Source organism: Candidatus Ozemobacteraceae bacterium, from assembly GCA_035373905.1.
Taxonomy (GTDB): domain Bacteria; phylum Muiribacteriota; class Ozemobacteria; order Ozemobacterales; family Ozemobacteraceae; genus MWAR01.
The window spans coordinates 53,703-76,560 of sequence record DAOSOK010000003.1; the positions used below are offsets into that span (position 1 = coordinate 53,703).

Genomic DNA, 22,858 nt, shown 5'->3' on the forward strand with positions numbered 1-22,858 from the left:
AGCACGAACGGAGACACGAAGCTGGTTTTTGATATGCAGGACTCAATAACAGTCCCGCGCATCGGCCGCACCCGTGCGAGCCGGGCGAAGCCCTGGAAACGAAAAGCGGGAGAGGAGCGGTTTCAGCCGTCCCCTCCCGCTTTCCTTCGTTTTCTAGAGGAACTTTTTGACGACGTCGACGACCTCGGGGAAATCGATGCCGAGTTTTTTCAGCGTTTCGAGAGTCGGGACGGCATCCTTTGTCCAGCCGCGGCGTTTGTAGACGGCGTCGCATAGTTTCTGATATCGATCTTCGCGCCATTTCCGGTGAAGGGCGATCTTCTCATCGACCGACTTTCCGGACGGATCGACGCCGATCTGCTCTTTCAGCTGCTTGTCGTAGCGCTCGGCGCGCGACTCGTACTCCTCGCGGGTGACGGGGCCGGTCGAGCGGTACGGCGCCTGGTCGAACTTGCGGAGGCCCTTTCCCATGCGCAGGTTGAAGACGCGCTGGAAGTTGTAGACGCGCTCGGACATGAAGACCAGCTCGTCACGGTTCATCTCGCGGCCGGTGATGCCCGAGAAAAGATCGCAGTAGTTCTGCAGGTGAGAGGGCACTTTCGCGGCCTCCATCGGGCTGTTCGCCTTGCGGTTGTCCTCGGGCTCGACGTCGTTCCATGGCAGTTTGCACAGCCCGTTCAGGCCGAACCAGGTGCGGAACATTGGGAAATAGTGCAGAGCCTCGGCCTTGTCCTCGAAGGTCGGCAACTGGTTGTTCACCATATCCATGAAGATCAGCCAGGCTTCGTCGTGCTGGGGCCCCTTGTTGGTGAGCGCGTAGCCGCCCTGCTGGGCCAGCGACTCCTTCGACAAATACTGCGAGTATTCGAGGCCTTTCGCTTCCATGCCGATATCTGCAAGCAGTTTCGGGTCGCCCCACCCCTTTTCGGCGAACAGTTTTTTCATGCGGGCTACGCCCTGACCGACGATCGCGCCGAACCCTTCGTTGCGGGCCATCTGATGCAGCAGCTCCATCTGCGCCGCGCCATTGCCCCACGTCAGTTCGATGCCGCCGGTGCGTTCGGCGTTCAGGATTCCGCGTTGCCAGCATTCCATCACGAAACTACAACTGGTGCCGAACGAGATCGTGTCGATACCATAGGTATCGCAATAGAAATTGCCCTCGAGGATCCAGTCCCGGTCGAAAATGCCGCAGTTCGAGCCGAGGCCGGCCGCGGTCTCGTATTCGGGGCCGTCGACCGTGACCGAGTGGCCCTTGTAGGGACCGGTTTTCACGATATGACCGTCGGCGCCCTTCGAACATCCCATCGAACAACCCAACCAGCAACCGTCGGGGATGCCCTGCGTGAACCGTTCGCCCCATGTGTATGATGCGATATTCTTCACGTCTTCATGCGAGCCATACTGGAAGTTGCAGACGGGCAGAAGGTCGTAATCGCTCATCACTTCGACGAGGTGCGCCGTGCCCTGCGTCCGCATGTGGCACTGTTTGTCGTCGTTGTCGTGGATCTCGCGATGCAGGCGGATGCCGGTGTTGCGCACGCGGTCAATGTCGGCCGGGCGGTTCATGTCGCCCTTCACGGTCGGACCCCGAACGACGACGGCCTTCACCTTCTTATCGCGGAACACAGTCCCGATGCCGCCGCGGCCGGCCTGTTTCAGGCGGGCGACGCCGCGCCGGATGTCATACCACGAAAAGTTCAGACAGCCCATCAGCGCGTGGTCAGCTCCCTTGCCGGAGGCGATGACCGAGATATTCCGCCGGTCGAACTCGTCGGCAGCATACATATGTGTAAATATATCGGCTGCGATATGGCTGTCGACGCTCTCGAGCGGCGCTTCCTCGACGCGGATGATTCCCTTCTGGCCGTCGATGAAGATGACCACGTCTGACTCGGCCTTCCCCTGAATTTCCAGCGCGTCGAAACCGCTGAACTTCATCAGCGGCCCGAAGTGGCCGCCGACGTTGCTGTCGATCGGGATGTCGGTCAGGGGCGACAGCGACACGACGAGCGACTTGCCGGAGCCGGGATACTGGGTGTTCCCGCCGAGCGGGCCGGGGCTGATGATGATCTCGTTCTCGGGGTCGTTCCATTTCGTCGTCGGCTTGACCGCGTTCCAGAGATACCAGAGGCCGAAGCCGCGGCCGCCGATGAAGATCTCCTTCATCTGCTCCGTGACCGGCTTTTCCTTGATGGTGCGGGTCGACAGGTTGATATACAGCGTGCGGTTATTGTAGCCGCGCTCGGGAAGGCCGGGGTTGAAACTGCCTTCGAAGACCAGCTTGTGGGCACTGCGCTGTTTTTCGAGGTCGCCGAGATAGGAGGTGCGCTTGGTATAGTCGATCATATCGTTCATTCCTCTCCGTTTCGTCCGCGTCAGGCCGGCAGATTCGCGTGGTCGCTCTCGGTCAGCGCCAGAGCGCAGCTCCGGCAAGCCTTCGCGCACGCGCCGCAGGAAACGCACTTGAACGGTTCGCGGGCACCGGGCGCCACCCGCATCGACAACGTCGGGCAGAAGCCGACGCACATGAAACAGCCGACGCAGGCGGCCTTGTCGATCATGACCGTGCCGGCCTTGTTGCGATAGAGGGCCTTCGCCGGGCAGATCTCGATGCATTTGCCGCACTGGTTGCAGACGTTGATATCCCATCCCTCTTTCCTGCGGGTGATGCGGATCGCCGAGTAGGCGACATCCTCGTTTTTGAAGAACGTCTTCGCGCACACCTTCTCACAGCTTTTCGCGCCGACGCATTTCAGCGGATCGGGCTTGATGAATTTCATGTTCGACTCCTGGCAGAAATTTCCGGGGTACACGAACCTTCCCTGGATTGTGCCCGACCAGTATCGTGCAAGTCAAGCATCAGTCCACATGCAGGATTCTCATTCGTGATTCTTCATGAGCATGGATCATGCGCCGTTACGCGTTCCGCAGCATCGCGAATTTTTCCAACGCCCCTTCCCTGTGATACACTCACCTTCTCGAGATGGGAGGACACAAGATGACACGTTCCATTCTGAGGCTGCTTTTTGCCGCTTGCGCGGCCGTCCTATGCGTCACCCTTCCGCCCCCCGGATACGCAGCCGATGCCGGCTTTTCATCCGTCGTCGAGCATGTCACGGCGATCGATTTCCCGAAGGTGCGCGTCACCATGCGGGTCTATACGCCCGATGCGACGGAACTGACGTTCGATGCGTTCAGGTTGAGCGAGCGACAGAGCCCCATCGCCACGTTCACGGTCGAACTCGTCCGGAAGGAGCCGTACGTCGCCCTTCTCCTCGACCGTTCCTCGAGCATGGAACCGGTCGTCGGAACGGTGAAGGAGTCAGCGGCGGCGTTCGTGAAGGGCATGAACGGCCCGGCCCGGATTTCCCTGATCACCTTCGCCAGCGATATCGATCTCGTCACCGAGTTCACGCGCGAGCAGGGGAAGCTCCTGGAAGGCATCCGGAAGATGCGCCCCTGGGGCGGAACGGCCCTGTTCGACGCCCTGTATCAGAGTTGCGAGCAGCTCCGCTCGGCCGCCCAGCTCGACGACCGCAAAACGATCGTCCTGCTGACGGACGGGCGCGACGAGAGCCCGCAGGGAACGCCGGGTTTCTCGACGCACAAGGCGGACGAGGTCATCGAGCACGCCCGGAAGAACAACATCCGCGTCATCTGCGTCGCCCTCGGCACCAACATCGACGAGACCTTCCTCAAACAGATCGCCGGGGAAACGAAAGGCGCCCTGCTCCGCGCGCCGTCGGCCGATCAGCTCGCGGGCATTTTCCAGGCGATCAGCGCACGGATGATGCTCGAGCGAAGATATAAAATAAGCTATACGACTCCTTCGCCCGAGCGCGACGGCTCGCGTCGAGAGTTGACCGTCACGAGCGAGCTGAAGGGCAGAAAAGACCAGGGAACCGGGTTCTACGTGGCACCCGTCGATCCCGTCAAAGCCGAGGCGCCGACGACCGCCTCACGCAAGCGGGTTCCCCGCGAACGCGGGATCGGTATCCGCGACGGCGGTCCTTCGTCTCCCGACATCCGGATGGGCAGCAAAACGGTCAGGCACGACGTGAAACTCGGCCGCGTCGAGGCACCGGATCTCGGAACGACCGGCGACATCGAACATCTCGAGCGCCAGCAACTCGCCACCTGGACCGATATCGCGACTGACACGATGCCCGAGTGGGAGGAATACAAGCCCATCGAGGCCGGCCCCGGCGCGACCGAACAGGAAAAAGCCCATATCGCGGAAATGAACGCCACGCTCAAGGCGACTCACGATGCGCATCAGCAGTGGCGGCGGGATTTCACGAATCAGCGCAACCGGGACACGGAGCGTCTCAACAGCGATATGCGCCAGATGTTCGACGAGAACCAGAAGTCGCACGACCGGTTCATCGACGGCATGAACGAGAATATCGATGCCACGAACGAGTCGATGCGCGAGATGCAGGAGGGTCATCAGCGCCAGGCGAATGAAAACGCCGCCGGCACGAACCGGATGCTGGAAAACCTCGAAAAAGGCCTGAGCACCGAGTTCCAGGTTCCAACCTCATCCGGTGATACGCCGGAAACGCCGGAAGCACCGGAACTCCCCGACACGGACGACGACGATTGAACCTCTGGAAACCGACGCTGGCCCTCGCGACGCTTTTCGAGGCCGTGACCGTGTTCCTGCGGTTCGGTCTCGGACTGGAAGCGACGCGCGACACGGCCGCGACCGTCGGACGGCTCACGTTCGGGGTGCGCATCCACCACGGCATGGTCGGGCTGGCGCTCCTGCTCGTCTCGGCAGCGGTGAAAGGCGAGACATGGAAGAACCGCCTGATCGTGCTCGGCGGCGCGCTGGCCATTTCCGACCTGGTGCATCACTTTGCGGTCCTGTGGGCGGCGACGGGCTCGCCCCAGTTCGATCTGTGGTACCCTCGCTGACGTCGGAAAGGTCCGAACCGTGCTGGCAGACGATTTCGAAAAACTGAACGACGAGCAGAAGGCGATCGTCAAGGGGTTCAAAGGCCCGACGATGATCGTGGCCGGCCCGGGCACGGGCAAGACGCGCACCGTCGCCGTGCTGATCGGTCGCCTGCTCGCCGAGGGAACGAAGCTGAAGGAGATCCTCGCCCTCACGTTCTCGGAGAAAGCCGCGCTCGAACTCCGCGGGCGGGTCATGGAGTATCATCCGAAAAGCTACGACGAGTGCTGGATCTCGACCTTCCACTCATTTTGCGCCCGCGTGCTGCGCGAGCAGTATTTCCGGGTCGGCATCCACCCGGAGTTCAGGCTGCTGACCGGTTTCAAGGAAGCCCTGCTGATGTCGGGCATCTGCGCAAAACTGACGCCGGAAACCTTCCCCGTCTTCGGAAGAGTGCTGACGAAGCGCGGATTCCAGCTCGAGACTCTGACCTTCATCTCTCTGCTGAAATCGAACCTCGTGACACCCGACAACTTGCGGGAGGCAATCGCCTGCGGCGATATCGACCCGAGAAGCCGCCGTCGACTCGACGAACTCCTGCTCCTGTATGAGTTTTACGAAGCCGAGCGCCGCCGGACGGGTTTTCTCGACTTCAGGGATTTAATATCTCTTACCATAGATGTTTTGCGTTCGCCCGACGCCGCCGCGCGCTACCGCCGGCAGTTCCGCGTCGTCCTGGTCGACGAGTTCCAGGATACCGACCCCGCCCAGTATCTGCTGCTGAAGCTTCTCAAGGGGGAAGGAGCAGGTCCGGAACCGGCGCCGCGCATCGCCGTCATCGGCGACCCGCGCCAGAGCATCTACCGGTTCAGGGGCGCCGACCCGGGGATGATGGGCGGGAAAAGCGCGTTCAGACGCGAGTTCAAGGCGCGCCTTTTCCCCCTGCGCAGCAACTACCGCAGTGCGTCGTGCATTCTCGGCCTCGCGGGGCGTCTCCGGTGGTCCCAACGCTTCACGTCGGATTCGCCCCCGAAAAACGCGGCGGCGCCTCCCGCCGACGAACTGATTCCCAGGAGCAGCAGGCAGGGCTTTTTCGAACTTCTCGAGGCCCGCGACGAGCTCGAGGAGTCGCGCCTCGTCGCCCGCAGGATCGCCGCCCTCCTGACCTACGGCGCCCATCGCTGTTTCGCGCCGTCCGAGGTCGCCGTCCTGGTCAGGAACAACTACCAGATCGACCTGATATCCGAGTCGCTGCGCGCCCTCCACGTGCCTTTCGATATAGCAGGAGATATGAAATTTTTCCGGTCCGAGGAGGTGACGGCTCTCGCGTCGCTGCTCCAGGCCGCCGCCAACCCGGCCGAGCAGCGCGAGCAGCCGTTGCGGCGCGCCTTCGCGTCGCCGATCTTCGGGCTCGACCAGATCTGGGCGCAGCAGTTTCTCGCCGCCCTCCCGCTTGGTGTGGGTCTCGAGCAGGCCGCAGACGAACTTCTGGGAGAATCACCGAACGAACACGACTCCGAGAACCCGGCCGGGCCCGCGCCGGAAACCATCGCCCGGCTGGCCGCGTTCCGCGAAACGCTGCGCCTCCTTCGCGACGGCATCGAACTGCCCCTGGTCTCCCTCTTCGCACGGCTCCTGCTCGCCATTCCGCACCTGCTCGCCGACCCGGCCGCGCCCGGCGCCCGGCATGTCATGCGGTTCCGCAACATGATCGACGACTTCTGCGACGTCTGGGAAAAGCAGCACGGCCGGCCTGCGACCGCCATCGACCTGATGCCGAACTTCGACGAGTGGCTCACATATTATGCCTCGACGCTCGAGCAGGACGACGACGGCGGTGCGGCATCGACTCCGGCGGGCGTGCGGCTCATGACGGTTCACCAATCGAAGGGACTCGAATTCCCGGTCGTGTTCGTCACGGGGCTGTGTGAAGGGCAGTTTCCCGTCAGGCTTCGCGAGAGTCTGCTTCTCGGCACTCGCGGTCTGGCCGCCCTCCAGCGGGCCGTCGATGCAAAAAACCGCGAGATCCGTTTCTTCAACCCCTACCCCGCCGATCACGAGGACCATCTCGAAGAGGAGCGGCGACTCGTTTACGTCGCGCTGACCCGAGCCGAGGAAGGACTGATCATGACCCTGCCGCGCCGCATCGGCACCGACCCGGCGCTGCCCGCCCCGTTTCTTTCCGAACTCGGTCTCAAACCCGTTCGAGACTGGCAGGAGCGGCGAGCCCTGACGATCGGCGAGCTTCGCACGCGGCTTGCCCGGCTGTCTGAATCCGCCCGCGACGAGCTCAGACCAGACCTGGAGCGGCTCACGGCAGCCGCCGATACCAGCGACGGCTTGCGGGAAGACCCGCTGACTCCGCGCCGGTTCGGCATCGCACCGCCGACTCCGGCCGAGCTTCCGGCCGGCTTCCGGTTCTCGGCTCAGTCCCTTCGCGACTACCTCGACTGCCCGCGCCGTTTCTTCTTCAAGCATGTTCTCCGGCTCCGCGACGCGCGCGTCGAGAAGCAGGCGTTCTTCGTCTTCGGAAACGCCGTCCACGCCTGTCTCGAGCATCTTCATCACCCCGAGGGCCCCTTCGCCGGCGGCAGGACGCCTTCTTTCGAAGATCTCGATGTTCTCTGGGCGGAGTATGGACAGCCTCTGCTCGAAGCGCTTCCGGTCCTTCAGCGGACCCTCTATGGCCGCCAGGCGCGCGAACTGCTCGAAACCTACCGCGAAGCCGTCTACGTGAATGGTCAGATTCCGGTGACCGGGACGATCGGTGTCGAGGCCGAGATCCGGTTCGAGTTCCGGGGCCACCGGTGCAAGGGGCGCATCGACCGCTGGCTGAACGCTCCCGACGATACCCTCTGGATCATCGACTACAAGACCGGGAGCTCGAAATCCGGCTCGAAACTCGCGTCGGAGGCGTTCCCCGAGGCCGGGCCTCCGGCGGAAATCCAGCTCCCGTTCTACCTTCTCGCGGCGAAATGCCTCGGGCATTCCCAAGTCTGCGCGACGACGGTGTATCCCAAGGATGATCCATACAAGAAAAAATATAAAGGATTCCAACCCGGCTTCATGAAGGCCGCCATGCTGGGGCTCGGAGCCGGACCCGACTGGGCCGTGCAGATCGACCCCGACCGGTTCGCCGCGTTCGAAGACACGGTCGAGCGGCTGATGAACGACATCTCGCGAAACCGCGTCTTCGACTGCGCGCCGTCGGCGGCCCCGTCGGCAAATTCCTGCCTGAACCGGTCTCCCAACAAGAGCTGCGAGTTCCAGGCGTTCTGCCAGGAGCGGCTCGATCAGCTGCGGCTCCCGGCGCAGGAAGAAAGCGGAATACCCGATGCCGAACCGGATTGATCTGACCGACCTGCTGGACCGGCTGAACCCCGACCAGAGCCGTGCGGTCACCGAGCCTCCGGCCGGTTTCGTGAAAATCGCCGCCGGCGCCGGCTCGGGCAAAACGGAAGTGCTGACGCGGCGCATCGTCGCCTTGCTGCGCCAGGGAATACGGCCGTCGGAGCTGGTCGCGATCACCTATACCCGCAAGGCCGCCGCAGAGATGAAAGAACGTCTTGCGCTTCCCGAGCGCGGTCTCGACGCTTCCATCCTGCGCGATCTGCAAGTTTCTACCTTTCACGCGTTTCTCGGCGAGTGGCTCCGGCGCGACCCCTTCGGCGCCGGTCTCGACCGCGGCGACGCCGTTCTCACGGAGGGCGGCCGCAAGCTGATCCTGGCCGAGATTCTCGAGGAGTTCCGCCTGGCCCATGCCGCAGCGCTGCTCGACGGCCCGGAAGCGTTCGGCCCGGATCTCGCACACCGCATCACAGGCCTGTTCCCCAGCCTGCTCGGCGCCGTTCGCCGGTATCTTCTCTCGCCGGCCGGCTTCCAGCGTTTTTCCGACCAGAGATTCGGCGAGCGGCCCGCGCCGCCCGCGCCTCTCGAGCGGCTCGTCCAGACCTGGTTCTTCCGGTTCTACAGCCGGTATCTGCAGAAGCTCGAAGAGCGGCACCTGCTCGATTTCGACGAGATCCTCCGCCGGGGCGCCGGCCTCATCGCCTCGCAGCGGGAAACGGGTCTCGCCCCCGACCAGCGGGTCTTTTTGATCGACGAGTTCCAGGACAACAACCGGGAACAGTTCGGCATCATCCAAAGCTTCATCGAGGGCCGGGACGGCCACGTAACCGTCGTCGGCGACGAGAAGCAGAGTATCTACCGGTTCCAGGGCGCCGACATCGGCACCTTCCGCTCTTTCCCGTCGACCGAGACGATCTGGCTGAACCGCAACTACCGATCGGTGCAGGAGATCCTCACGCTGGCCGACGCATTTATATCATATGGTATAGACAATCCTCCGCCCCCCCAGGAAGCCGATCGAGGACCGTCACCCCGGCCGCAGCCCGTCGCCTGTCTTCTGACGCAGCCGCAGGCCCCGAACTCGGAAGCCGATGCCGTCGCCGACATGATCCGCACGCTCGTTCAGGAAGGTCTGCGCATCGAGGGCCGGAACGGCCCTCGCGCCCTCACCTACGGCGACTGCGCCATCATCGTCAACTCGGTCACCCGACTGCCGCGCGCCTATGAAGACGCTCTCCTGACGCGCGGCATTCCCTACGTCATGTCGGGCGGCCTCGGTTTTTACGCCCGCCACGAGATCGCCGCCGTCCTCGCCTTCCTGAAACTGCTGGTGCGCCCCGACGACGACGTCTCTCTCACGACGATCCTGACGGGGCCGCAGTATGGCCTCTCCGACGAAGAACTGGCGCGGCTGTTCCGGGAGCGGCGCGAGGAGCGCATCAGTCTGCTTGCCCACCTGCTCGCGCTTCCTGAAGAAACGCTGCCGGAGCGGGTCAGCGCCTTCCGGCGCCTGTTCGTCCGGCTCCAGGTGATGAGCGGCTCTCTCGGCGTCCTGGACCTCGTCTACGCGATTCTCGAACAGGCCGGCTTCTTCGAGCATGCCGCCTCCCAGACGGATGACCTCCGGCGCCGTCGGCTCGAGAACAATCTCGCAAAATTCATCGGCATCGTCCGATCCTTCGAGGCCAACGGCGTATTCACGACGCTCCGGGACTTCCTTGCCTACCATGAGAAGACGCTCGAATCGGGAGTCGACGAAGACGAGGCGGGACTTGGCCTCGAAGAGGGCGAAGCCGTCAAGATCCTCACCATCCACAAGGCGAAGGGCCTCGAGTTCCCCGCCGTGTTCCTGCCCCGCCTGCGCACGCGCCCCTTCAAGCGGGAGCAGGGGCTCTACGTCACCAGGGAACAGGGGCTGATCGCTCACCAGGGTGACGCCGGCGGGAGTCCGGCCGACGTTCTGAACGCGTTCTTCTCCGCCGACGAGGCCGCATCGAGGGGGGAAGAGCGGCGCAAACTCTACGTCGCCCTCACCCGCGCCCGCGACGTGCTCGTGATTGGCGGCGCGGCGCCGGATGCCGAACAGGAGAAACAGGCGCTGTCCGAGCTCGCCGGCTTGCTGCGGTCGCGTCCGGATATCGGAAGCGTCCGCCCCGTCGAGGAGTGGCGCCACGTCGCGAACGCCTGGCTCGAAGCCGGTTCCCTGGCACCCCATGTTTCGCCTTCGTCACAAACACCGCCCGTCGATCCCGGGGAAATACAGCCTCAGATCATCGCGCTGACGGAGCGGTTCGGCCGCGAGCGGGCAACCCGGTCACGCGATACCGCCCCGGCCGGCCCGTCAGGTCGCGAAGAGATCTTCTCTCTCGCCGACCTCGACGCCTACGAACAGTGCCCGCGGCGGTATTTCTTCCGGCGCCGCCACGTGGCACCCCTCGACAGGCCCGCGGAAGACGTCAGGGGCCCGGCGGTCGGAAACCTGGTGCATCGCGCCCTCCGCATCTATCACGACACCCCGGTCTCCGCGCTGTCGCCCGACGAGCGCAGGAAGCGGCTTGCCGATGCTCTCGAGCGGCTTCTCCCCCTGCATGGCGATGACGGAGTCGCTGGGCGGGAGCGCGCGTCCCGGATTCTCGAGCGGTATCTGGCCTGCCCTCTCGCCGCGGCGGACGCTTCGCACCTCGAGGCCGAGGTCAACCTGCGGCTCGAGATCGACGAATCTGCGCCGGCGGGCGGCCCGTTTCTTCTGCGCGGGTTCGCCGACCGCATCGACATCAGCGACGGCGATATACATATCATAGATTATAAATCTCACGCGTATGCGCCCGGCATTCACGATGCGTACGGCAGGCAGCTCGCCCTGTATCTCGCCGCGGCGCGGCGCGGCCTGTTCGGCGAAAGCGGGCTTCTCACGATTGCCTCGGCTTCGATCCTCTATCTGACGCCGGACGGCGCCCGGCTCGAGCCGGTCGATCCCGACCTGCCGGCCTTCGAAACGGCCGCCGCCGCGACCGTCGCCCGCATCCGGACCGAGCGGGTCTGGAGCCCGGGCCCAGCCGCCCCCTGCGCCGACTGCGCCTGGGCCGCCTTCTGCTCCCCCCGCGCTCCAACCCCCGGCGACTGATATTTGCAACGCTATTATTTCGCTGAGGCTCGTCGCGATGCCTCCAGCATTCACCCGTTCCAGGAGATCCGGTTGCCAATTCCAGGGCGGCATGATATTCATGAAGCGCGTCGGGTACAGCGCCGACGAAACAGCATGAAGCAAGGAAAAGGAGAACGACATGCCCGTCAACCTGAAAGGCCGCCACTTCCTCCAGCTCGATGACTACACCCCCGAAGAGATCCAGTATCTGCTCGACCTCTCGGCCGACCTCAAGCGGCTCAAGCGCGCCGGCATCCGCCCTCGCAACCTCGAAGGCAAGAACATCGCCCTGATCTTCGAGAAGGCCTCGACCCGCACCCGCTGCGCCTTCATCTGCGCCGCCGCCGACGAGGGCGCGCACGCCGAGTATCTCGGCAAGGGCGACATCCAGCTCGGCAAGAAGGAAAGCGTCGCCGACACGGCCCGCGTCCTCGGCCGCATGTTCGACGGCATCCAGTTCCGCGGCTTCAAGCACGAAACCGTGCTGGACCTCGCGAAATACGCCGGCGTCCCCGTCTGGAACGGCCTCACCGATGATTATCACCCGACCCAGGTCCTGGCCGACTTCCAGACCATCATCGAGCAGTTCGGCACCCTGAAGGGCATCGCGATGGCGTTCGTCGGCGACGGCCGCAACAACATGGCGAACACCCTCATGATCGGCGCCGCGAAGATGGGCATGGATTTCCGCATCGTCGCCCCGAAGTCGCTTCACACCGACAAGGCCATCGTCGACGCCGCGAAGAAATTCGCCGCCGAGAGCGGTGCGAAGATCACCGTCACCGACGACGTCACCAAGGGCGTCAAGGGCTGCGACGTCCTCTACACCGACGTCTGGGCCAGCATGGGCGAAGAGGCCCAGATGGCCGCCCGCATCAAGCTCCTCAAGCCGTATCAGGTCAACATGAAGATGATCAAGGCGACCGGCAAGGAAAACCCGATCTTCCTTCACTGTCTCCCCGCCTTCCACGACGACAAGACCGAGGTGTCGAAAGAGACGGGCGCCATGGAGGTCTCCGACGAAGTATTCGAGAGCAAATACTCGAAGGTCTTCGACCAGGCCGAGAACCGCCTGCACACAATCAAGGCCGTCATGGTCGCCACCATCGGAATCAGATAATCCCCCGATAAAGCGTTCAAGAACCGCATCAGTTCATGATGCGGTTCATTTTTTCTGAATAATCTTGCAAAGGCTATTTTTTTATCGTAGTATTCCCTATCGTTGCATTCTGATTCTGGAAACGGCCATGCAGCACTATGAGACAGATAAATTCGCATCCGATAAAGGAGATTGAATGAAAGCCATGAACCTGAAAAGTCTCGCCAAGGTATTCCGCGGTCTATTGGATGGAAGTCTCGAGCTGCATGCCGTCCCGACGGGACGCAAGCCGGCGAAGCACGCCGGAACCGTGGTTCTCCGCCGCAAAGCCGGCCGCAAGCCGCTGCCGCCCTCGGTCAAGAAAAAGATCCAGGAACGCACAAAAGCTGCGAAGGTTCGGGCCGAACGCAAGGCGCTTCCCGCCCCTCGCGACATTTTCCTGTTCCTCGACGGCAAGACGGACGGCGTCAAACTGACCGCGCTGGCCAAGCATTTCGACGCCAAGCGCTCCCTGTTCAAGAACGTCATGGAGAAGCTCGTCAAGTCAGAAGACGTCGTCGAGAGCAAAGGCGTCTATTACCTGCAGCGCCGCATCCGCAACCGCAACGGTAAGCGCCTCGCGAAGCCCGCGCCGATCGCCCCCCAGACCGTTCTCTCCTACCTCGGAAAGAACCCCGGCGTCGGCATGGCCGCGATCGCCGAGTCGCTTGGCGAATCGAGCTACCAGCGCCTCATCAAGGTCATGAACGCCCTCAAGAAGGAAGGCAAGATCCGCGTCGAGAACAAGACCTACTCTCTCGCCGACTGACAAAAATCTCAGGCCGCCGGCCGGACACGATCCGCCGGCGGTTTTTTCATGTCGAAACCAATGCACCGGAAATATGCGACGGATGGTTGCCCAAGGCCGGATTCCCTCCCCTGCAGCTGAAACCGTGAACACCTTCTTTCCCTGGCGCTGCCCCTCATCTCCGGATGCGCTCCTGAAAACCCATCGTCTTGAAGCGGAGGGACGCTGTGGTGCAGGATTGGCCAATGAAGCCGAACCGGGGTCAGACGAGGCGGGAGCGCAGGATGTCGTGCAGGTGGAGGAACCCGACGACGTTCGCGGTCTCGCCGTCCACGACCGGAAGCGAGGTAATGGCTTTCTCCTCCATCGCCTTGAGCGCCTCCATGGCGAGACGGTCCGGCGAGGTACAGCGCGGCTGTTTCGTCATGACGTCCGACAGCGGCACGTCGAGAGCGCCGTTCGATCGCTCGAAGTAGCGGCGCAGATCGCCGTCGGTGAACACGCCGAGCAGACATCCCGCCGCGTCCGCGATCACGAGGGCGCCGAAGCCGCCCCTCGACATGGCGAGAATGGCGTCCTTCAGCGGCGTTCCCGGCGAGGCGAACGGAATGCGCTCGCCGGTATGCATCAGGTCTCTGACGGTCAGGAACCTTCGCCCGAGGCTTCCCGACGGGTGCAAGTAGGCGAAGTCCTTCTCGCGGAACCCGCGCGCTTCGATCAGGGCGATGGCAAGCGCATCCCCCATCGCCATGGCGACGGTCGTCGAACTGGTCGGCGCCAGGTTCATCGGGCACGCCTCGCGCGCCACGGAAGCGTCGAGCACGACGTCGGCCGTCTTCGCCATCGACGAGGCCGTGTTCCCCACCAGCGCGATGATGCGAGCTCCGATCCGGCGCAGAAAGGGGATCAGCCGCACGATCTCGTCGGTCTCGCCGGAGTTCGAAAGCAACAGCAGCACGTCCTGTTCCGTCACCATGCCGAGATCACCGTGAAGCGCCTCGGCCGGATGCAGGAAAAACGAGGGCGTGCCGGTGCTGGAAAGCGTCGCCGAAATTTTCCTGCCGACCAGGCCGGATTTTCCCATGCCTGATACGATAAGTCTTCCCCGGGATGTCAGGATCAGATCGACGGCACGCAGAATCTCGCCGTTCAGCCTGGTCGCGGCGGCGCGAATCGCCTCGGCTTCGTCGCCCAGCGTGCGCCGGGCCGCGTCCAGAATCGAATCGTGATCGCGCGTCGATGTTTCGTCCATGGCAGAAAGCACGATACCAGCCTCCGGCCCGCCGTGCAAGATCGGGCGGCCGCATCCTGCGCAAAAAAATTCGCCGGGCCGGCAACGAACACCGGTCCGGCGAAGAGGCAGGTACATTCAGAATGTCAGCTTCCGATCGACGACGGGAACGAGGTTCGGTCCCACGACGGTGATGAATCCCTCGGTCCCGGACGTCGCGGGAACGACGACCACGGCCTTCCCCTCGGCATTCGTGGGGCAGGTTCCCATCGCTTCGAAGCGCTCGGTGTAGCAGGTCGCCTGGGCGCCCTCGACCGGCTTGCCGTCGACGTCGACCACCGTCACGGCGACGGAGCTTTCGGAACCGGTGTTCTCGACGGTCGTCCGGATCTCGATGCCGCGCGGGGTTTTGGTGCGCACGAGCATCGAGCCGTCACCGAACCAGTGCCACTGCTCGGCGATCCTGACGCCCTCGCTTTTGTCCTCGGTGCCGAACTGCTCGAGCCCCTTCATGACGCCGTTCATCATCAGGGCGCCGGCGGTTTTATATGTTTCATTATATATATAATTCGTGTTGATCTCGGCCTGGACGACGGTGGGCGGAACCCAGCTCATGTTGGTGGAAGCACCCATGAAGCCGACGGCGCCGCGCGGGTTCTCGATGTCGCCGGTCTTCATCCAGGCTTCGGCGTAGCAGTCGGTTCCGCGCGCAAAATCGCCGTTCACGCAGGCGACGCTGATCACCAGCGGCATGCGCCAGCCGTTTGCAAGTTTCGACATGCAGTCGCCGACGCTGAACCCCGAGCTGACCCATCGTTCCTTGCTTCCGTGGCCGATGTAGTTGATGATGCCGCGACCCTCGTTCACGCCCGCCGCGATACGGTCCTTCATGGACGGCGCCGGCGCCGTCGGCGAAGCGGTGCCCGCGGTGCTCGTGCCCGCCGCGTCCGTCGAGTTCGTCGCAACGCCGTCGCGGGCCGTCGAGAAATACGGGCCCCACGGGCCCCAAGGTCCGCCGGGCATCGTATGGGGCGGGAACGGCGACGCGCCTCCCCCCGACGATGTCTTCGCGTCGTAGATCTGGTCCATCGAGGAGAAACGCCCCTTCAGCATGGCCGCGCGCAGCTCGTCCATGCGCTCGAAGTCCGTCGGCGTCCCTTCGGAACTGGCAACGCCCATCAGTTTCGTATACCAAGCCGCATCGGCGCCCTCGCTCGGGAACCACTCGTAGGTGATGAACTTCGCCACCTGATACGCAACCTCTTCGGGGGTCGTCGCGGAGATGCGGCTAATAATAGCATCAGGTACATTATCGTCGCCGGCAAGTTTCATGTAGCACGGGTCGGAGTCGGCGCTTTCCCGGACGCCCTTCAGCGTAGGCATCTGCTGGGCATCGCCGACCAGGATGACGTGCGTGAACGGCTTGGTGTTGAACTCCCCCTGCAGATACGCCTTCACCGTTTCGGGCGTCGCGTCGCCGATCTCGCTGAGCCTGACGACATGCGTGTCGATCCCGCATTTGAGCTTCCAGACCATCAGGGGCATGACGGAGTCGGCGAACTCGTCGGGGGTGACGATCACCAGCCGCCCGCTCTCGCCGAGGCGCTGCAGCCGCTGGGCCATGGGCGCGAAGTTCCGGAACGTCTTTTTGTATATCGGCTCGAATACGCTGGAAATCGCGGCGTTCCGCCGGCGCCCCGTCGGCGCTCCCGCGGCACCGTTTTCGAGGCGGACGCGGAAACTCTTGTAGACCCTGATCTGGTTTTTGACCGGGTTGTACTGCACGGGGGAAAAGATCATCCGCACGCCGCGAACATCGCGGAATACGAACGGTTTTTCGATTCTGACCAGGTCTTTGTCGGCGGGAATCCAGGCGTCACGCTCGTAGACCTTTCCGAACTCGTAGGGAACCGAGGAGGGGTCTTCCGACCGCGACAGCGGCCCGCGGCTCGGCAGAATGGTTCCGTCGACCGGAATCGTTTCGAACGAACTGTCGAAAACCTTTACCGAAGGCGTTCCCTCGTTCTGAACCATGAGAAACGTCGAAATGACGGGCAACTCCGGCTCGCCCTTCACGAGCGTCGGACAGGCATCCTTCATGAACAGAGCCGTCACCGGCCGCCGCTGAATCTGCAGTTTCGCAAAGCGAAGCGCCGGCACCGACACGGTCACGTCCGTATTGAAACTTCGATCCACGCTTACGTCGATCGCCGCGCCCGCAGCGGCAGCGACGACAACCATCGCACCGCACACAGCCCCCCGCAGGAAGGTACCCATCGAGCTCATCCGAATGCCTCCGTTCCCGCAATCGCAACGATCACGGGCAAAATGAAAAACCGTTCATCGTAAGCAATGGAAATGCCAACCGGGCTTTCCGCTCTCAGGGCTTTTCCATCCGATTTCCTTCGAAAATGTGCCGAAATATCGGCATCCACGGCGAACAATTCGTTCGGGCTCCAGAGTGTGGTAGGATACGCACATGCCGATCACCGACACAGTGTCCGCAACCTGGACGGAGTTCGCCCGCCTGCTTCTCGAAAAGGGCAGCGACAGCGACCAGCAGGCCATTCTCAACACGATCGGCTCGCACGAGGGCCTCACCCCGCTCGATGCGGATCTTCTCCTGCCGATCGTGACGGAACTCCTTCTCGACCCCGATCCGCACGTCCGCTACTTCGCCCGCAAAGCCCGCAACAAACTCGACCTGCAGGTCTCTCCCCAGCGTCGCGCTTCGGAAATGGCATCGGAAGCGAAGAAAGACACCTCCGCAGACACGGCCCACCTCACCCGCCAGGAAATTCTGCTGAATAAAATGCGTCTCGGAAGCCGGTACGTGGCTTTCGAGGCGATCGACCGGCTCATCGAGAGCGAGGCACCTTCCCTGGCAGGCCCCATGCTCGAGTTTCTGGCCTCCGAGACGGATCTCTTCAAGATATCCTTTCTCGTGAAACGCCTGCCCAGATTGAACGACCCACGCATCCCGGCGGCGCTCGAGGCGTTTCTCCGGCATCACGATCCCCGGGTCGTAGCAAACACGCTCGAGGGTCTGAGCCTCTGTCGCACTCCACATCTTCGCGACGAGTTTGTCCGGCTGACCAGCTCTCCAGACAACCGTGTGAAAGCGGCGGCGGTCCGCACGCTCTATGCCTACGATCCTCACTTGGCCGAACGTCGCATCCAGGAAATGCTCGAAAATCCCTCGATCGCCATGCAGGACTCGGGCGTCTATCTGCTCCGAACCATCCGCCCCCCGCGGTTGAACACCCTCCTGGAAATTCCCCTCGCGTCGAAATTTCCCTCGATACGCCTTCTCGCTCTCGAAATTCCCAAGTTTCCCCACACCTTCGAGATGCCCGAATCGACGGCGGCCCCCGCATCGCTCACCACCCATTACGCCGACAAAGGACTCATTTCCAGCCTTCTCGTCGCAACGTTCCTCGTGATGACCTCATCGTATTTCTCGGAGATGCAATCATTCCTGATTCTCCTCGTTCTCGGCGCAGCTCTCGCCTCCACCACGAAGAACAGGCCGAGTTCCCTGATGCGGGCGGTCATCTCCACCGGAATCATCGCCTGCGGCCTCTGGGGCGACGGCACCCTTCTCGCGGTTCCGGCGCTTCTCGCCGTCTGGCATCCGGTCCATCATTCGGAAGGCGACCGCCTGCCCCGCATCTCGGCCTGGACATTCGCTCTCTCCGCCGCTCTCCTCGCACAACTGATCGCGGGCTTCCACCCCGAACTTGCGAACATCGCAGCCAGGGCGGGCGTTGCCGCATCGGGTCCGATCGGTGATTTTCGCGCCATCGCCGCCCAGGATGCCCGCTTCTCCGGTTTCATCTTCACGATTGTCGCCACGACCAGCTACGTTCTCCTTCACATCAACGAATGGTATGCCGGCGCCCAATTTCAGAGGGGGAACACCCGGAGACTCCTGATCTTCTTCGCACTCGCCATGGGAGCGGTTATTCTGATAAGCTTCGGCCGCATCTGGAATCTTCGATTCAACCTCGTCACCCTCGGAATCACCGATCCGATACAACTGTTTCGTTTCCCCGGGAAATAGGCTGTACATATTTTTCCAGCCATCTGTACCTCTCTTTGCGCGACGAGCGCAGTCGGCCCGGAGCAGCGAGATGTACACTTTACGAATAATACATTATGTAAACCACCACCCCGTATGTACACAGCATTTCCATCACACTCCCTTCGGCCATGCCCTGACAGGCAGACATTGCAGAATCCGGGATGAAATAAAACACCCGCGCGTCGTGTACACCGAGCGCGGGCGTTGGACTGCCGTATCTTACATCAGTGCCTGGTCCGGGCCGCCATTTTCCCCCAGACGGCATACTGGTCGCCGCTCGCCAGGAGTTCGAACCCGGGGCCGGGCTTCCAGTCGTTCCGGCCAAGTTTCACGGCGAGGTTCTCATCGACGATGGCCGCATAGAGGTCCTGCTCGGCCTTGATGATTTCCAGCTTGCTCGTGGAGCGGATTCCGAATTTCCGGCGGGCCTCGACGAGCTTTCTGATGGGCTCGCGCAGATTCCAGTCATAGACGTGCTCCCAGAAAAGGCAGGGGGTTCCCGGGTGGGTCAGGATGTAGGCATACCCCTGCATCACTTTATCAGAGGGGAACGGCCAGTGGTTCTGCTGGGAACCGGTATCGTGATTGTCGAGGAAGGTGACGGCGCGGGCGGGCCACCAGCCGATCAGGCCGGAGGCTTTTCCCTGGGAATCGCGGAGACGCCAGTATTCGCCGTTCACCGCGACCTGGAGGATGCCCTTGGTGGTGAAGTCGAAGGCAGCCGCCTTGTCGCCGGCCCTGTCGAGCCAGTCGCACAGAACCTGCCGATGAGCGTTCTGATCGGGGTTCAGATAGGAACCGTTGAAAGACATGTTCGTCCAGATCTCGCCGACGGAGAAATACGGCGTCGTCGCCTTATCATAGAGAGCCGTATATTCCGGGGCATATCCGCGGCTGAAATCGTATCTCCAGCCCGAAAAGCCCATTTTTTTGAGCCACTTCAGCCACTCGATGACATCGGCCTGGACCGTCGAGTTCGAATGGTCGATATCGGGCGCAGGGCCGAAGTTGTCGCCCGAATCGCGGCCTCCCCTGCCCCCGTATTCGCCGGCACAGATCATCTGGGCATCCCAGCGGGCTTTTCCCGAGGCGAAATTGTAGATGTTCCAGACGCCGCCGGAATCCTGGTGACTGGCGCAGCGATGATTGATCACGATATCGGCGATCGCCTTCAACCCGGACTGGTTCAGCTTGAGCAGACAGGCGACGAGCTGGTCCTGGTCGCCGTAGAACGTCGGGCTCTCGGAGGTGCCGACGTCGTAGTAATCACCGGGAAGATACCCCTGGGGGCTGACCGAACGCGAAACGGGCGGCAGCCACACCATCGTGACACCCAGCTCGGCGAGGTCGGCGGCGCGTTCGCCTATCAGCCTGTACCACTTGCTGGGAGTGCCTCTGGACTGGGAGTTCCAGCCGAACGCCTGAATCATGATTCCCTGGTCGACAGGCATCCGCCCCGCGGCATCCGCCGCCATCGTCGCAAAAACGAGAACCGCCGCAAGAACCAAGACGCCAAACCGGGAATTCCGGGGCCAGAAACGCATACTCCGCCTCCCTGTAATACTCACTACCTCTTCAAGTATACCAGATCACGAGAATGACCAGCAGAGACATCGAAATGGCATCACTACGGCATCTTCAGGATGAAACTCCAGATAGCACCGCCGATGGGCTGCGGGTCAGAAACATCCCTGGAGCATCGTTTCCATCTTCTTTTCAAGATCTTCGTCGGAGCACATCAGGCCGATGCGGATCGAGGTCTTGACCGGCTCGGAACCCCATGGCCAGAACGCGCAGAACATGATCAGTTCGGGCGTGATGTCGAGCCGGAACAGGGTCTGGTCGCGCCTGATGCCGCCGACACCCTTCACGAACCCGTCGAACCAGTTTTTCAGCAACGCCGACTGGCCAGCCGGTTTGTATGCCGGCCCGAATCTCTTCTCCACAACGGGCTGCAACTTCTCGATGACGTTCGACTCCGCAACGCCCGTGTAGAGCAGCGAACCGCATCCGTCGGGATGCCGCCGCACCGCGAACTGCCGCTTCAACTCGTCGATCAGCTGCAACGCGTCTTTAATCTTCTTTATGGTTTCCTGCATCGATTCCTCATTCCACTTTCATGTTAACCGAATTGGACTGGAGACCACCCACAATGACCGAAACCGAGACGACCGGATCGGACAAGGCGTGGGTATCAAGGCCGGAATAGAAGGAAATACTCGTATCCGACCAGGATGTTGGCGTGACGGTCGTCGTCACCGATCCATCGACGATCCGTATCGACGGGCGCACCGAGTCGGACGGCGTTCCCAGGTAGTTTCCCGACAGGGTGATCAGGTCGTTCGGCTGGTAGACCGTGGAAAGGCTCGGACTCGACAGGAACGGCTCGTTCACGTTCCACCCGGAAGTATAGCTTTTGCCATTGATCGAAAGCGCCACCGTTTTATACCCGGCTGAAACACCGCTGGGGATTCGAAACTTGATGAGGTTCGAGGTCCATGCCGTCGGAGAGACCTGGGTGCCGCCGAACGTCAGGGTGCCACTGTATTCGCTCTGGTATGATCCGAAACCCTGACCGTTGATGGCGAGTTCCGCCCCGATATTGTTCCCCGTCGAACTGGAATTCGCGGATGCAATGCTCGTGATGGACGGAAGAACAAAATTGAACGTCGTTGAAACATAGTAGTCGTAATTGATATAAATAACGACCGATACAGAACCGTTCTGGGGTCCCTGGGGGACCCGGCAGGTGATGTAGGAGTTCGACCAACTCTCAATCGTCGCATTGTAGCCGTTGAAGGAGACCCGCGAGTTGTCGTTTTTCGTGCCAAAGCCGATTCCGGAGATCGTCACCAGCGTGTCGGACGGGCCGCCAGAGGGGGAAATACTGGTCACCTGCGGCGCATTCAAGGTAAACTGGGTGCTGGCCGCCGAAGCCTTACCGCCGACGGTCACCACGAACGTGCCGCTCGTGCGGGCCGTGTTCGGGATCGTACAGGTGATGAGCGTGTCGCTCCAGGAGCTGACCACGCAGGGCTCGTAATTGTAGGAGACGATGCTCGACCCCTGCTGCGCGCCGAAATAGGCGCCCCAAATCTGGACGAACGTTCCGGCGCCTCCTGATTGCGGCGATATTCCCGCAATCTGCGGCGTGTTCGTCAGGCTGACGGGGTTGCTCGAGCCACCGCCGCAGCCGAGAGCGGCAACGACCAGCAGGATGGAACACAGATACACAGCATACTTCATGTTTTCGATTATACGGGCGGTACACCGCGGCGTCAATCAGGAAATCCGCTTTGCATGCCGATTTGAAAATCGTGCCCCGGCTCACGGAGTTCAGGTCCGAACTGCGAAGGCAGGCATCAGATTCTGGAGCGGTTATTGAGTCCTGCATATCAAAAACCAGCTTCGCGTCTCCGTTCGAGCTGAGCTTGTCGAAGCACGAACAGCCACTTGCCGATGATTCCTGATTCCTCATTTCGCCCTTCGACAGGCTCAGGGCGAACGGGTGGCTTTCATAAGGATGCAACCCGCCCGTTCGGGTCTTTTGATGAACTTCCCCCGTTTCATACGGCAATCTGTTTCGTTTTCTTTCCTTCGGGAACATCTTCGAGAATCATGTCCTTGTATGTTTCCCTCAGACCATCTTCCAATTCTTTCAGCGTCTCGCCCTGCGACATGATTTCGGTATACTCCAAAAACTTCTCCAGCCAGACTTTTTCCCTTTCCAATATATCATCGTAAGCTTCTTTTCCATGCACATCCTTCCGATAAATACATATATATTTATAACAATACATCACTCGTTGAAATCTTCGGAAAACCCGTGTACTATCTTTGTGGATACCCTCGTTGAAATCAAATGGTCAGACATCGTTCCCAACTCATACTCCCGATTTTCCCAGATTCACTTCCGGGTTTTGCCCCGGCACAGGAGCAGTATGTTTCCAGAGAAGTACCGACCGGTTCTCGATCTGTTTGAAACCGAACATGCGATCAAGCACGTCAAAGATGTCTTCGAGCACCGGCTCGCCGAGCGGCTCAACCTGATCCGCGTTTCGGCGCCCCGCTTTCTTCGAACCGGGAACGGCCTCCAGGACGACTTGGCCGGCACCCAGACCCCGGTCTCCTTCGTCACGAGGTTCCGGCCCGAGTCGATCGAAGTCGTCCACAGCCTCGCGAAATGGAAGCGACATGCCCTCGGCCGCTACGGCATCGAGGCCGGGCGAGGACTCTACACCGACATGGACGCCATCCGGAA

The 22,858-nt window shown here is 61.9% G+C and carries 16 protein-coding genes; 8 read left to right on the forward strand and 8 right to left on the reverse strand.

The window, feature by feature from the left end; all coding sequences use genetic code 11:
- Positions 1–153: 153 nt before the first annotated feature.
- Complete coding sequence (locus tag PLU72_01940; protein ID HOT26918.1) at positions 154–2,358, reverse strand: aldehyde ferredoxin oxidoreductase C-terminal domain-containing protein; 2,205 nt, start codon at positions 2,356–2,358, stop codon at positions 154–156.
- A 20-nt stretch (positions 2,359–2,378) separates the two neighbouring features.
- Positions 2,379–2,783: a 4Fe-4S binding protein gene (locus tag PLU72_01945; protein HOT26919.1), complete on the reverse strand. Its 405-nt coding sequence runs from the start codon at positions 2,781–2,783 to the stop codon at positions 2,379–2,381.
- Positions 2,784–3,001: 218 nt separating this feature from the next.
- On the opposite strand from PLU72_01945, the gene PLU72_01950 reads away from it, so the two are divergent.
- The 6 genes from PLU72_01950 to PLU72_01975 all read left to right on the forward strand — a co-directional run bounded on the left by PLU72_01950 (position 3,002) and on the right by PLU72_01975 (position 13,303).
- The gene (locus PLU72_01950; protein HOT26920.1) at positions 3,002–4,609 is read left to right on the forward strand and encodes a VWA domain-containing protein; all 1,608 of its coding nucleotides are present in this window, start codon (positions 3,002–3,004) and stop codon (positions 4,607–4,609) included.
- Positions 4,606–4,923 carry a hypothetical protein gene (locus PLU72_01955; protein HOT26921.1) on the forward strand — a complete coding sequence of 106 codons (318 nt, stop codon included), beginning with the start codon at positions 4,606–4,608 and terminating at the stop codon, positions 4,921–4,923. Before PLU72_01950 ends, PLU72_01955 begins: the two co-directional genes overlap by 4 nt.
- 19 nt (positions 4,924–4,942) lie before the next feature.
- Positions 4,943–8,254 carry an ATP-dependent DNA helicase gene (locus PLU72_01960; GenBank protein HOT26922.1) on the forward strand — a complete coding sequence of 1,104 codons (3,312 nt, stop codon included), beginning with the start codon at positions 4,943–4,945 and terminating at the stop codon, positions 8,252–8,254.
- On the forward strand, positions 8,238–11,375 hold the full coding sequence (locus PLU72_01965) for an ATP-dependent DNA helicase (protein HOT26923.1): 3,138 nt from the start codon (positions 8,238–8,240) through the stop codon (positions 11,373–11,375). Before PLU72_01960 ends, PLU72_01965 begins: the two co-directional genes overlap by 17 nt.
- Before the next feature lie 160 nt (positions 11,376–11,535).
- The gene (gene argF / locus PLU72_01970; protein ID HOT26924.1) at positions 11,536–12,516 is read left to right on the forward strand and encodes an ornithine carbamoyltransferase; all 981 of its coding nucleotides are present in this window, start codon (positions 11,536–11,538) and stop codon (positions 12,514–12,516) included.
- Between the two features lie 175 nt (positions 12,517–12,691).
- Complete coding sequence (locus PLU72_01975; protein HOT26925.1) at positions 12,692–13,303, forward strand: hypothetical protein; 612 nt, start codon at positions 12,692–12,694, stop codon at positions 13,301–13,303.
- A 241-nt stretch (positions 13,304–13,544) separates the two neighbouring features.
- On the opposite strand, the gene PLU72_01980 is transcribed toward PLU72_01975, so the two are convergent.
- Together PLU72_01980 and PLU72_01985 are read right to left on the reverse strand one after the other, a co-directional pair.
- Entirely contained in the window at positions 13,545–14,534 is a 990-nt protein-coding gene (locus PLU72_01980) for a KpsF/GutQ family sugar-phosphate isomerase (GenBank protein HOT26926.1), read from the reverse strand.
- A 117-nt stretch (positions 14,535–14,651) separates the two neighbouring features.
- A complete protein-coding gene (locus PLU72_01985; GenBank protein HOT26927.1) occupies positions 14,652–16,799 on the reverse strand; it encodes a C25 family cysteine peptidase in 2,148 nt (715 codons plus the stop codon).
- Positions 16,800–16,992: 193 nt separating this feature from the next.
- Here PLU72_01985 and PLU72_01990 point away from each other — a divergent pair, with 193 nt between their 5' ends.
- Positions 16,993–18,576 (forward strand): hypothetical protein, encoded by a 1,584-nt coding sequence (locus PLU72_01990; protein HOT26928.1) that lies wholly within the window; start codon positions 16,993–16,995, stop codon positions 18,574–18,576.
- Between the two features lie 245 nt (positions 18,577–18,821).
- Here the strand turns inward: PLU72_01990 and PLU72_01995 are convergent, their stop codons facing one another.
- The 4 genes from PLU72_01995 to PLU72_02010 form a co-directional block, all read right to left on the reverse strand.
- The gene (locus PLU72_01995; GenBank protein ID HOT26929.1) at positions 18,822–20,141 is read right to left on the reverse strand and encodes an alpha-amylase C-terminal beta-sheet domain-containing protein; all 1,320 of its coding nucleotides are present in this window, start codon (positions 20,139–20,141) and stop codon (positions 18,822–18,824) included.
- Between the two features lie 135 nt (positions 20,142–20,276).
- A complete protein-coding gene (locus PLU72_02000) occupies positions 20,277–20,696 on the reverse strand; it encodes a hypothetical protein (GenBank protein HOT26930.1) in 420 nt (139 codons plus the stop codon).
- A gap of 7 nt (positions 20,697–20,703) precedes the next feature.
- Complete coding sequence (locus tag PLU72_02005) at positions 20,704–21,831, reverse strand: IPT/TIG domain-containing protein (protein HOT26931.1); 1,128 nt, start codon at positions 21,829–21,831, stop codon at positions 20,704–20,706.
- Positions 21,832–22,163: 332 nt separating this feature from the next.
- Positions 22,164–22,358: a type II toxin-antitoxin system HicB family antitoxin gene (locus PLU72_02010; protein HOT26932.1), complete on the reverse strand. Its 195-nt coding sequence runs from the start codon at positions 22,356–22,358 to the stop codon at positions 22,164–22,166.
- Positions 22,359–22,538: 180 nt separating this feature from the next.
- Here PLU72_02010 and PLU72_02015 point away from each other — a divergent pair.
- The coding region (locus tag PLU72_02015; protein ID HOT26933.1) for an aspartate--ammonia ligase at positions 22,539–22,858 on the forward strand (320 nt) is incomplete at its 3' end.

Excerpts from the sequence above, each read along its gene's own strand:
- PLU72_01940 (HOT26918.1), bottom strand. The coding sequence starts at position 2,358 with ATGAACGATATGATCGACTATACCAAGCGCACCTCCTATCTCGGCGAC.
- PLU72_01945 (HOT26919.1), bottom strand. The coding sequence starts at position 2,783 with ATGAAATTCATCAAGCCCGATCCGCTGAAATGCGTCGGCGCGAAAAGC.
- PLU72_01950 (HOT26920.1), top strand. The coding sequence starts at position 3,002 with ATGACACGTTCCATTCTGAGGCTGCTTTTTGCCGCTTGCGCGGCCGTC.
- PLU72_01965 (HOT26923.1), top strand. The coding sequence starts at position 8,238 with ATGCCGAACCGGATTGATCTGACCGACCTGCTGGACCGGCTGAACCCC.
- argF (HOT26924.1), top strand. The coding sequence starts at position 11,536 with ATGCCCGTCAACCTGAAAGGCCGCCACTTCCTCCAGCTCGATGACTAC.
- PLU72_01975 (HOT26925.1), top strand. The coding sequence starts at position 12,692 with ATGAAAGCCATGAACCTGAAAAGTCTCGCCAAGGTATTCCGCGGTCTA.
- PLU72_01980 (HOT26926.1), bottom strand. The coding sequence starts at position 14,534 with ATGGACGAAACATCGACGCGCGATCACGATTCGATTCTGGACGCGGCC.
- PLU72_01985 (HOT26927.1), bottom strand. The coding sequence starts at position 16,799 with ATGAGCTCGATGGGTACCTTCCTGCGGGGGGCTGTGTGCGGTGCGATG.
- PLU72_01990 (HOT26928.1), top strand. The coding sequence starts at position 16,993 with ATGCCGATCACCGACACAGTGTCCGCAACCTGGACGGAGTTCGCCCGC.
- PLU72_01995 (HOT26929.1), bottom strand. The coding sequence starts at position 20,141 with ATGCGTTTCTGGCCCCGGAATTCCCGGTTTGGCGTCTTGGTTCTTGCG.
- PLU72_02000 (HOT26930.1), bottom strand. The coding sequence starts at position 20,696 with ATGCAGGAAACCATAAAGAAGATTAAAGACGCGTTGCAGCTGATCGAC.